This is a genomic window from Amycolatopsis sp. Poz14, from assembly GCF_006704225.1.
Taxonomy (GTDB): Bacteria; Actinomycetota; Actinomycetes; order Mycobacteriales; family Pseudonocardiaceae; genus Amycolatopsis; species Amycolatopsis nivea.
Genome location: NZ_JACLHD010000001.1, coordinates 8,091,803 through 8,102,979, shown reverse-complemented (window position 1 = coordinate 8,102,979; position 11,177 = coordinate 8,091,803). Strand labels below are relative to the sequence as shown.

At 68.9% G+C, this 11,177-nt stretch carries 10 protein-coding genes; 5 read left to right on the top strand and 5 right to left on the bottom strand.

Annotated elements, in window-relative coordinates:
- Positions 1-3: 3 nt before the first annotated feature.
- Together FKO37_RS37580 and FKO37_RS37575 are read left to right on the top strand one after the other, a co-directional pair.
- Positions 4-774, top strand: a complete 771-nt coding sequence (locus FKO37_RS37580; RefSeq protein WP_199817431.1) for a DUF742 domain-containing protein — start codon at positions 4-6, stop codon at positions 772-774.
- Positions 755-1,369, top strand: a complete 615-nt coding sequence (locus FKO37_RS37575) for an ATP/GTP-binding protein (RefSeq protein WP_081654960.1) — start codon at positions 755-757, stop codon at positions 1,367-1,369. The genes FKO37_RS37580 and FKO37_RS37575 overlap by 20 nt, the downstream gene beginning before the upstream one ends.
- 99 nt (positions 1,370-1,468) lie before the next feature.
- Here the strand turns inward: FKO37_RS37575 and FKO37_RS37570 are convergent, their stop codons facing one another.
- Genes FKO37_RS37570 through FKO37_RS37560 form a run of 3 tightly spaced genes read right to left on the bottom strand, consistent with a single transcriptional unit; the run spans position 1,469 to position 2,882 of the window.
- Positions 1,469-2,119 carry a DUF899 domain-containing protein gene (locus FKO37_RS37570; RefSeq protein WP_238607568.1) on the bottom strand — a complete coding sequence of 217 codons (651 nt, stop codon included), beginning with the start codon at positions 2,117-2,119 and terminating at the stop codon, positions 1,469-1,471.
- Positions 2,116-2,553: an SRPBCC domain-containing protein gene (locus tag FKO37_RS37565; RefSeq protein WP_238607567.1), complete on the bottom strand. Its 438-nt coding sequence runs from the start codon at positions 2,551-2,553 to the stop codon at positions 2,116-2,118. Before FKO37_RS37565 ends, FKO37_RS37570 begins: the two co-directional genes overlap by 4 nt.
- Complete coding sequence (locus FKO37_RS37560; RefSeq protein WP_043829165.1) at positions 2,550-2,882, bottom strand: helix-turn-helix transcriptional regulator; 333 nt, start codon at positions 2,880-2,882, stop codon at positions 2,550-2,552. Before FKO37_RS37560 ends, FKO37_RS37565 begins: the two co-directional genes overlap by 4 nt.
- A gap of 122 nt (positions 2,883-3,004) precedes the next feature.
- On the opposite strand from FKO37_RS37560, the gene icmF reads away from it, so the two are divergent.
- Positions 3,005-6,244: a fused isobutyryl-CoA mutase/GTPase IcmF gene (gene icmF, locus FKO37_RS37555; RefSeq protein ID WP_238607566.1), complete on the top strand. Its 3,240-nt coding sequence runs from the start codon at positions 3,005-3,007 to the stop codon at positions 6,242-6,244.
- Positions 6,245-6,248: 4 nt separating this feature from the next.
- Here icmF and FKO37_RS37550 read toward each other — a convergent pair whose 3' ends face one another.
- Positions 6,249-6,953 carry a class I SAM-dependent methyltransferase gene (locus FKO37_RS37550; protein ID WP_037809918.1) on the bottom strand — a complete coding sequence of 235 codons (705 nt, stop codon included), beginning with the start codon at positions 6,951-6,953 and terminating at the stop codon, positions 6,249-6,251.
- Positions 6,954-7,061: 108 nt separating this feature from the next.
- On the opposite strand from FKO37_RS37550, the gene FKO37_RS37545 reads away from it, so the two are divergent.
- Positions 7,062-7,898, top strand: coding sequence for an LLM class F420-dependent oxidoreductase (locus FKO37_RS37545; protein ID WP_134731224.1), 837 nt, complete (start codon positions 7,062-7,064; stop codon positions 7,896-7,898).
- Positions 7,899-7,947: 49 nt separating this feature from the next.
- Here FKO37_RS37545 and FKO37_RS37540 read toward each other — a convergent pair whose 3' ends face one another.
- Positions 7,948-9,948, bottom strand: a complete 2,001-nt coding sequence (locus tag FKO37_RS37540; RefSeq protein ID WP_238607565.1) for an acyl-CoA dehydrogenase — start codon at positions 9,946-9,948, stop codon at positions 7,948-7,950.
- 164 nt (positions 9,949-10,112) lie between these two features.
- Between FKO37_RS37540 and kstR the strand changes: the two genes are divergently transcribed.
- On the top strand, positions 10,113-10,745 hold the full coding sequence (gene kstR, locus FKO37_RS37535) for a cholesterol catabolism transcriptional regulator KstR (RefSeq protein WP_037809922.1): 633 nt from the start codon (positions 10,113-10,115) through the stop codon (positions 10,743-10,745).
- Positions 10,746-11,177: the final 432 nt, after the last annotated feature.

Sequence of the window (11,177 nt, the reverse complement as noted above, 5' to 3'; positions counted from 1 at the left end):
GCGATGAGCCAGGGGTCCGGATTGTTCGGCGAAGAGCCCGGTACCGGCGGCGAGCCCCCGCGCGGGGACGAGCCCGCCGCCGGGGACGACGGCACGTTCGCCGACGTCCTCAACGGGTTCAGCCTTGATTCGGGCCGCTCGCGCAGAAAACGGAAGAAGAGCGGCAAAGAAAAGAAGGAATCCCAGTCCCCAGTGCCGCCCGCCGCGGGAGCGCACGCGGCAGCGGACCCGCCTGCGGCACCTGCGCCGCAGGCCGACCAAGGAGATGGTGTGACCTCTCTCGTCTCTCCACCGGGCAGTACGGACTCCGACGGCCCCAGACCAGGCGGGCTCTTCGACCCGGGACCGCCGAGCGGCGAGTTCTCGATGCCGTCGGCGATCGTCCGGCCCGAGCGCCACGATCGGGTGGACCCGGCCGAGGAGACGTCGATCGTGCGCCCGTACGCTCTCACCGGCGGGCGCACCCGGGCGAACTACGCGCTCGAACTGGAGACGTTGATCTCCACCAAGGACCATGTCGCCGCGGGGGGCTTCCCCCAGGCGGCGGCGGAGCAGATCGAGAGCATCTCGATCATGGAAGCGTGCCGGACCCCGCGTTCGGTGGCGGAGATCGCCGCGGTGCTGTCGGTGCCGCTGGGGGTGGCGCGGGTGCTGATCAGCGACGCGGCCGACGCCGGTCTCGTCACCGTGCACCGGACGATCTCGGGCCAGGACGGCGCCGAAGCACACTTGATGTTGATGGAAAGGGTTTTGAGTGGACTCCGTCGGCTTTAAGGCACCGCGGGAAACCGCGCCCCCGACCATGACATCGGCGAAGATCGTGGTGGCGGGCGGCTTCGGAGCGGGCAAGACGACCTTCGTGGGCTCGGTGTCGGAAATCGTCCCGCTCACCACCGAGGCGATGATGACCGACGCCAGCCGCGGCATCGACAACCTCGACCAGACGCCGTACAAGACGACCACCACGGTCGCCATGGACTTCGGCCGCGTCTCGCTCGACGCGGACCTGATCCTCTACCTGTTCGGCACGCCCGGCCAGCAGCGGTTCTGGTTCATGTGGGACGACCTGGTGCGCGGCGCGATCGGAGCGGTCGTGCTCGCCGACACCCGGCGGCTCGCGGACTCGTTCGCGCCGATCGACTTCTTCGAGGACCGCGGCCTGCCGTACATCGTCGGCGTGAACACGTTCGACGGCGTGCTGGAACACGACATCAATGATGTGCGCGAGGCGCTGTCGATCGATGCGAGCATCCCGATCGTCCGGTGCGACGCCCGGGAGCGGGAATCGACCAAGCAGACGCTGATCACGCTGGTCGAGTACGCGATGCGGCAGTGGATCGCGTTGCGCGCGGCGAAAGCGCACCAGTAAGCGAAAACCGGGTCACGCTTGGGTGGCCCGGTTTTTCTCTGCCTTGAGCGCTTGACGTCGAGCAACTGCAGTTCCGCGCGGCCGTCGCACGGAAAGTTCTCAGTACTCGTCGTGGCGGCGCCACCAGCTGCTGGGTGCGTCGGTGCCGCGGGACTCTTCCTCCCACGCCTCCTGCCGTCCGAACGGGGTGACGTCGAGGTACCGCAGCGTGCTGATGAACTGGTCGCCGCCGCGGCCGTCGGTGAAGTAGGTGCGGTAGACGTCGTCGCCGTCGCGGAGGAACACGCTCACGCCGAAGCCGCCGTCGATGCCGCAGTCCGCCGGGAAATCCGTGCCCGCGGCGGAAACCCACGGGATCGTCCAGCCCATCCTGGCCCAGTACCGCTCGATCTCCGGCGGCGTCGCGGGCGCGGCGACCTTGAGCGTGACGTCGCGGGCGTGCAGGTGCGCGAGGTTGCTCATGTTGTCCACGAGCAGGGAGCAGCCGGGGCAGCCCGCTTCGTCGCTGGCGTACAGCATGAAGTGGTAGACGATCAGCTGGCGGCGGCCGTCGAACAGGTCGAGCAGGCTTCGCGTGCCTTCCGGACCGGTGAATTCGTACTGCTTCGCGAAGCGGACCATGGGCATCCGGCGACGTTCGGCGGCCAGCCGGTCGCCTGCGCGCGTGTGTTCTTTTTCCTTGCGCAGCAACGATTCGCGGGCGCTGGCCCATTCTTCGGGCGAGACGACGCGGGGGAGTGCGGCGGTCATTTCAGGTCCTCCAGGATGCGGTCGAGATCTTCGAACCCGGACTGCCAGCCGTCGATGTGGCCGTCGCGCTCGGCGATGTCCGGGAACGGGGCTTGGTGGAACGTCATCGAAGTTTTTCCTGCCAGCTCAGCGAAATCGATGGTCACGAGCGTTTCGCCGACCTCGTCCTCCGGGTGCTGCCAGCGGAACGTGAACACGAGCCGGGACGGTGCAGAAACCTCGCGGTAGACGCCGGACACCCGGCGGTCGATGCCGTCATCAGCGCTGGTGATCCGGGTGTGCCAGGTCCCGCCGGGGCGCGGGTCCGTGCTGGTTTCGGACGCGACGAAGCCGTGCGGGCCGAACCAGCTCGCGAGGTGCGCCGGGTCGGTCCAGACCTGGAACACCAGGTCCCGCGGTGCGTCGAAGACCCGCACGATGGTCAGCTCGCTCATTCCGCCCCCTCCTGCAACTGCCGCAGGTGCTCGTCCAAGCGGTCGAATCCGGACTCCCAGAACCGCCGGTACTCCGCGACCCAGCCGGCGACGTCCGCCAGCGGGCCCGCTTCCAGACGGCACGGGCGCCACTGCTTGGTGCGGCCCCGGCTGATCAATCCGGCCTGCTCCAGCACTTTCAGGTGCTTCGAGACGGCCTGCAGGCTCACCTCGAACGGCTCGGCCAGCTCGTTGACGGTGGCCTCGCCGCGGGTGAGCCGGGCGAGGATCGCGCGCCGGGTCGGGTCCGCCAGGGCGGCGAACGTGGTGCTCAGCTGATCTGTCGGCATCGGCGCTCAATCACTTGGTTAATTAACTATCCGGTTGAATATAGCTCCGATGTCAACCCTTGAGAGCCGGGTCACTTCGGGCTCGGGTTTCCAATAGTAGGAAGTCCTAGTAAATTGAGAGGATGAGCGGCAGCGACCTGTACCGTCCCGCGAACCCGGTCCGGTTCGTCACGGCATCCAGCTTGTTCGACGGCCACGACGCCTCGATCAACATCATGCGCCGGATCCTGCAGTCCCAGGGCGCGGAGGTGGTGCACCTCGGCCACAACCGGTCCGTCGACGAGGTGGCCACGGCCGCGATCGCCGAGGACGTCCAGGGCGTCGCCATCTCCGCCTACCAGGGCGGGCACGTCGAGTACTTCAGCTACCTCGTGGAGCTGCTGAACGAGCGCGGCGCGGGGCACATCAAGGTGTTCGGCGGCGGCGGTGGCGTCATCGTGCGCGAGGAGATCGACCTGCTGCATTCGCGCGGCGTGGCGCGGATCTTCTCGCCGGAAGACGGCTACGAGATGGGCCTGCCGGGCATGATCAACTTGATGATCAAGGAGTGCGACAGCGACCTGTCCGCGCAGCCGCCCGCCTCGGTCGACAAGCTGCTGTCCGGCGACGTTCAGGCGCTTGCCCGGGTGATCACCCAGCTGCAGCGCGAAAATCTGCCCGCCGAATGGCTGTCGGCGATCAACGAGGCCGCCGGGAAGAAGCACGTGCCGGTTCTCGGTATCACCGGCACCGGCGGTTCCGGCAAGTCCTCGCTGACCGACGAGCTGATCCGCCGTTTCCGCCTCGACCAGGAAGACAAGCTGCGCATCGCGGTGCTCGCGGTGGACCCGTCGCGGCGCAAGGGCGGCGGCGCGCTGCTCGGCGACCGCATCCGGATGAACTGCCTCGACGGTTCGCCGGTGTACTTCCGTTCGCTCGCCACCCGCACCACCAGCGGCGAGATCCCGGCCGGGCTGAGCGAGTCGATCCTCGCCTGCAAGGCGGCCGGATTCGACCTGGTGATCGTGGAGACACCGGGCATCGGCCAGGGCGACGCGGGCATCGTCGACTACGTGGACGAGTCGCTGTACGTGATGACGCCGGAGTTCGGCGCCGCGTCGCAGCTCGAGAAGATCGACATGCTCGACTTCGCCGACGTGGTCGCGATCAACAAGTTCGAGCGCCGCGGCGCCGAGGACGCGCGTCGCGACGTCGCGCGTCAGCTGGTGCGCAACCGCGAGGCGTTCGGCTCCGCGCCCGAAGAGATGCCGGTGTACGGCACGAGCGCGGCGAAGTTCAACGACGACGGCGTGACCGCGTTGTACCAGCACCTGCGCGACATGCTCGCCGATCGCGGGCTGTCGGTGTCCGCCGGTACCCTGCCGGCGGTTTCGGGCAAGGTCTCGACGGACGCCAGCACGATCATCCCGGGCAACCGGGCGCGCTACCTCGCCGACATTTCCGAGACGGTGCGCGGGTACCACGAGCAGACCGAGAAGCAGGTCGCCGCGGTCCGCAAGCGCGAGCACCTCGCCGCGGCCAAGGCTGCACTGTCCGAAGTGGACGCGAACACGGACGCGCTGGACGGCCTGCTCGCCGCCGCAGAGTCCGACGTGGCAGGCGAGACCACCAAGCTGCTCGAGCGGTTCCAAGCGCTCGCCGCGGAATACCGCCAGGACGAGCTGGTCGTGAAGATCCGCGACAAGGAACTGCACACCCAGCTGTGGCGGGAAACCCTGTCCGGCAACCGGATCCCGCGCGTGGCGCTGCCGCGCTACACCGAGTCCGGCGAGCTGCTTTCCTTCCTGCGCCGGGAAAACCTGCCCGGCTACTTCCCGTACACCGCGGGCGTGTTCCCGTTCAAGCGCGAGGGCGAGGACCCGGCGCGGATGTTCGCCGGCGAGGGCGACGCGTTCCGCACCAACCGCCGGTTCAAGCTGCTGTCGGCCGATTCCGAGGCCAAGCGGCTGTCGACGGCGTTCGACTCGGTCACCCTCTACGGCCACGACCCGGACACCCGCCCGGACATCTACGGCAAGGTCGGCACCTCCGGCGTCTCCATCGCGACGCTGGACGACATGAAGGCGCTCTACGACGGGTTCGACCTGACCGCGCCGAACACCTCGGTGTCGATGACGATCAACGGCCCCGCGCCGACGATCCTCGCGTTCTTCCTCAACACCGCGATCGACCAGAAGTTCGCCGCCTTCCGCGAGGAGCACGGGCGCGAGCCGGCCGCGGACGAGGCGGCGCAGCTGCGCGAATGGGCGTTGCGGAACGTGCGCGGCACCGTGCAGGCGGACATTCTCAAGGAAGACCAGGGCCAGAACACCTGCATCTTCTCCACCGAGTTCAGCCTGCGGATGATGGCCGACATCCAGGAGTGGTTCATCCAGCACGGGGTGCGCAACTTCTACTCGGTGTCGATCTCCGGCTACCACATCGCCGAGGCCGGGGCGAACCCGATCTCGCAGCTGGCCTTCACGCTCGCCAACGGGTTCACCTACGTCGAGTCGTACCTGGCGCGCGGCATGGACATCGACGATTTCGCGCCGAACCTGTCGTTCTTCTTCTCCAACGGGATGGACGCGGAGTACTCGGTGCTCGGCCGGGTCGCGCGGCGGATCTGGGCCGTGGCGATGCGCGAGCGCTACGGCGCGAACGACCGGTCGCAGAAGCTCAAGTACCACGTGCAGACCTCGGGCCGGTCGCTGCACGCGCAGGAGATGAGCTTCAACGACATCCGCACCACGCTGCAGGCGCTGTGCGCGCTGTACGACAACGCGAACTCCTTGCACACCAACGCGTTCGACGAGGCGATCACCACGCCGTCGGAGTCCTCGGTGCGCCGGGCGATGGCCATCCAGATGATCATCAACAAGGAGTGGGGCCTGTCGAAGAACGAGAACCCGCTGCAGGGTTCGTTCGTCATCGACGAGCTGACCGACCTGGTCGAGGAGGCCGTGCTCACCGAGTTCGACCGGATCTCCGAACGCGGCGGCGTGCTCGGCGCGATGGAGACCGGCTACCAGCGCGGCCGGATCCAGGACGAATCGCTGCTGTACGAACGCAAGAAGCACGACGGCTCGCTGCCGATCATCGGCGTCAACACCTTCCGCAACCCGAAGGCGGGGGAGGACGACGTCGAGGTGGAGCTGGCCCGCGCGACCGAGGACGAGAAGCAGTCCCAGCTGCGCAGGCTCGCCGAATTCCAGCAGGGGCACCGCGAGGAGGCCCAGCAGGCGCTCAAGGCGCTGCGCGACGCGGCCACCCGCGGCGGCAACCTGTTCGACGTGCTGATGGATGCCGCGCGGGTGTGCTCGCTCGGTCAGATCACCGAGGCGTTCTTCGAGGTCGGCGGCCAGTACCGGCGCAACGTCTGACCCGTCACGCCCGGTCGGCCGCCAGCCGCCACATCGGGACGAGGACCCGGCCCTGCTCGTCGACGTCCAACGCGTCGAGCGCGGTCGGGTCCGGCTTTTCGTCCTCCGAAACGGCGGCGACCGCGGCGATGAGGCCCTCGCGGCTCATCGCGGTGGTGTAGACGGCTGGTTCGAGCGCGCTGATCGTCCAGCCGTCGCCGACCGTTTCGCGCAGATTCTGCTCGGTAATCCGGTACGGCACCGGGAAGTTCGCCGGCACTGAGTCGGAGAAGCAGAAGATGTTCAGCCGCGCGCCGGGCTTGGTCGCGCGCCCGAGCGCCGCCACGTACGCGTGCCGCTGTTCTTCGTCGAGACAGTGGTAAAGCGCACTGTCGAGGACCGCGTCGAAGCGGCCTTCGTACCCGTCGAGCCGGGTTGCGTCGGCCTGGTCGAAGGTGACCTCCAGGCCGCGCTTCGCGGCGGTTTCGCGGGCCCGTGCGAGCGCGGTCGGCGCGCCGTCGAGGCCCGTGACGCGGTGTCCGCGAGACGCGAGGTACAGCGCGTTTTCGCCTAGGCCGCAACCGATGTCGAGCACTTCGCCGCGGAATCCGCCGTCCGCTTCGAGCGCGACCACCGCGGGCTGCGGGCCGGCGATGTCCCACGGGATCTTCTCCCCGATCGGGGTCTTGCCTTGGTACATCTCCTCGAAGTCGACGTCCGTCACGTCCATCCGGAGCCTCCCTATTCAACGGGTGATGATTTAACGCTAGCGGACCGGACCGGTGATCTGTCAACAGCCCGCGGGAATACCTGCCCGATCCGCGGAGTAGAAGGAGGCATGGATTTCGGGATCTCGACGTTCGTGACCGACGAAGGCATCCGGCCCGACGTGCTGGGCGAGGCAGCGGAGGAGCGCGGGTTCGCGTCGCTCTTCCTCGCGGAGCACTCGCACATCCCGGTGAGCCGCGAAACGCCGTACCCCAGCGGGGGCGAGCTGCCGCGCATCTACTACCGCACGCTCGACCCGTTCGTGGCGCTGACCGCGGCCGCGGTGAACACCTCGGAGCTGGTGCTGGGCACCGGCGTCGTGCTGCTGATCCAGCGCGACGTCATCCACACCGCGAAGGAGGCGGCGTCGCTCGACCTGGTGTCGCGCGGACGGTTCGCCTTCGGCGTCGGAGCCGGGTGGAACCGCGAGGAGATGGCCAACCACGGCACCGACCCGAAGACCCGGGGCGCGCTGCTGAACGAGCAGATCGCCGCGCTGAAGGCGATCTGGACGCAGGAGCAGGCGGAGTTTCACGGCAAGCACATCGACTTCGATCCGATCTTCGCGTGGCCGAAGCCGGTGCGGACGCCGCATCCGCCGATCCTGGTCGGCGGCGCGAGCGACGCGGCGCTGAAGCGGCTGATCGAGCACGGCGACGGCTGGATCCCGAACCCCGCGGTGTCGCCGGACGACGTGCGCCGCGTGCGGCAGCAGCTCGCCGAGGCGGGCCGCGGGGACATGCCGTCGCAGCTCTTCGGCGGGCCGGCCGACGCGGACGCGATCAAGCAGTACGCCGACGCCGGGCTGGACCACTACGGGATCATGCTGCCGACGCTGCCGGAGGCGGAAACGCTGGCGCTGCTGGACGAATACGCCCGACTCGCCGCTGCTTTCCGCGCCGAGTGACGTGCCGTGAAGGACTCCTCGATCGCCTTGAGGAGTCCTTCACGGACGTTCAGCGGGGGAGCCCGAGCACGCGTTCCGCGGCCGCGGAGAGCAGGACCTGCGTGGTGCCGCCCGCGATGGAGAGGCAGCGGGTGAGCAGAAACTCTTGCGCCGCCGGGGTTTCCGCGACCAGCTCCGGCGCGAGTTCGAGGGCGAACTCGGCTGTTTCCTGCCGATGCCGCACCCCGAGCAGCTTCGCCACCGACGATTCCGCCCCCGGCCCGAGCCCGTCCAGCCGCCGCAGCGTCGCCCGCAGGTCGAGCACCGAACACGCACTGCCTTGTCCGATCAACGCGCCGAGCCGGTCGCGATCCACGTTCTCGGGCGCGGATTCCAGCAGTGCTTCCACGTTCTCGCCGACCGCGGAACCACGGCCCAGCGCGACGCGTTCGTTCGCCAGCGTCGTGCGCGCGAGCTTCCAGCCCGCGCCGGGTTCGCCGACGACATCGGCGTCCGGAACGAAGACGTCGTCCAGGAAAACCTCGTTGAACACGCTCCGCCCGGTGATCTCGCGCAGCGGCCGCGTGGTGATGCCGTCGGCACGCATGTTGACGAGGAAGTACGTGATTCCCTTGTGCTTCGGCACATCCGGGTCGGTGCGGGCGAGACAGATCGCCCAATCCGCTTCGTGCGCCAGCGACGTCCACACCTTCTGCCCGGTCAGCAGCCAGCCGCCGTCGGTCCGGCGCGCCACGGTGCGCAGCGACGCCAGATCCGAGCCGGCACCCGGTTCGCTGAACAGCTGACACCACGTCACTTCGCCGCGGAGCGTCGGCTTGGCGAAGCGTTCGCGCTGGTCGTCGGTGCCGTGCGCGAGAATCGTCGGCACTGCCCAGCCGCCGATCACCATGTCCGGCCGCCGGATGTCCGCCGCGGTCAAGGCGGCGTCGATCCGCAGCTGCGTCGCCGCGTCCGCACCCATGCCGTACGGCTGGGGCCAGTGCGGGGCCAGCAACCCCGAGTCCGCGAGCGCGGTGCGGCGGTTTTCTTCCGGCAGGGCAGCGATTTCCGCGACCAGCCGGGTCACCTCGGCATCCTCGCCGACGTTCACCCCAAGCGTCCGCCGTTTCCCTGCCAACGCCAGGTCCGCGGCCCGCTGCCGCCACTTCCGGGAACCGCCGAGCCACTGCCGCAACGCCAACGCGCGCCGCAGGTACAGGTGCGCCTCGTGCTCCCAGGTGAACCCGATCCCGCCGAGCACCTGGATGCAGTCCTTCGCGTTCTCGACGGCAGCGTCCAACGCCACCGCCGCAGCGCTCGCGACGGCCAGCGGGTCGCCGACCGACGAAGCCGCGTCCCACGCCAGCGCCTCGGCCGCTTCGGTGCGGCACAGCATCTCCGCGCAGAGGTGTTTCACTGCCTGGAAAGCACCGATCACCTGGCCGAACTGCTCCCGGACCTTGGCGTACTCGACGGCCGTCGTCAGGCACCAGCGCGCCACGCCCGCCGCTTCCGCGACCGCGAGCGTCGCCGCGAGATCGCGGACGTCCGGCAGGTCCAGCACCTCGCCCGGCACGTCGGCCCTTACCCGCCCCAGCGACCGGGAAAAGTCGAAGGGCGCCAACGGTTCCACCGCTGTTCCGGGCGGACTCAGGACGTACCGATCACCGCGCGGCACGAGCAACCACGACCTAGCGTCCGCACCGGGTACGGTCGCCGACTCTTCCAACTGCACCGCGACCTGCGCGGTCCCCTCGGCGATCTCGGCGGCGAGTTCCTTCGAATGCTCCGCGAGCAGCAGTCCCGCCAGCGCGGTGCTCAGCAGCGGCCCCGGCACCAGCGCTTCCGCCGCGGCGGCGAGCCCGGCCGCGAGATCCGCGACAGTCCCGTCCGCACCGTTCACCGACGCTGGCAACGCAACGCCGGTAATGCCGAGCGCGGCGAACCCGTCCGGGAGACTGGCCCCCGTGGTTTCGGCCGCGCGCACAGCGGCGACCGGATCGTGTGCCGCCGCCCAATCCCGCACGGCGGCGGCGAGCGCGGTTTGTTCCTCGGTGAGCGCGACCGGCATCGGTCTCCTCCTCGCGGGGTACAGAGCTACTGGCGAGTGTAGAACGTGTTACAGTTTTTCCGCCAGGCGGTCGAGAGTTGAACCTTTCTCCAGGGCAGGTACGCTTAGCCGGAAACTGGAACGAGTTCCGCAAGACGGCTTGCGTGACGACAGAGGGGATTGCGATGCCGGGGAAGGCGAAGACGCCGGCGGCGAAAACGCGGGCGAACGGCCTCGGCGCGATGGGCGAGGAACTGGGCTCCGCGGCCCAGCGGGACCGCCGCCGCCGCATCATCGACGCGACGCTCTCGCTGGCCTCGAAGGGCGGCTACGACGCGGTGCAAATGCGCGCGGTCGCCGAAAAGGCGGACGTCGCGCTGGGCACGCTCTACCGGTACTTCCCGTCGAAGATTCACCTGCTCGTGTCAGGGTTGGCCCAGCAGTTCGAGGCCGCGCACGAAAAGATTCAACGAAGCGCGATCCCCGGCGAAACCCCCGCCGAACGCCTGATGTTCGTCCTGGGCCGCAACACCCGCCTGATGCAGCGCGATCCGCACCTCACCGAGGCGATGGTGCGCGCGTTCATGTTCGCCGACACGTCCGCGGCCGCCGAGGTCGAACTGGTCGGCAGGCTGATGGAAGACATGTTCGCGAGCGCGATGGGCATCGACGACCCCACCGAAGCGGACCGCGACATCTTCCACGTAGTCGCCGATGTGTGGATGGCGAACCTCGTCGCCTGGGTGACCCGCCGCGCCTCCGCCGCCGATGTGGCCAGCCGCCTGGAGCTCTCCGTCCACCTGCTGCTGGACAAATAGCCGCGTGCGTGAGGGCCACCCTGAGGGAATCAGATTCCGTGAGGGTTCCCCTCACGACCCTCGGCTAGCCCGCGACGCCCCGTGACGGCCGTGAGGGACCCCTTCACGGACTTGGATTCCCTCAAGGAGCCCTTCACGGCCCGCTCGCCCCGCTCGCTCGGTCCCGCCCGCGCCACGCCCGCTTGCCCCGCGCCCACTCGCTTCGCGCCCGCTCACCTCGCGCCCGCTCGGGATGCCGCCCCAATGCGGCATTGGGTGCGTCCCGCGCACCGAATGCCACATTGGGTGCATCCCACGCACCCAATGCCACATTGGGGCGCTAGCCCCAACCCCCAAACCAAACCGCAGCCGATGCACTCAACTGTCGGTGCACCCACACCACCCCCGCACCCCGATACGAAGCTCTCCTGCGGTCTGAGGGTGCTTGTCAAG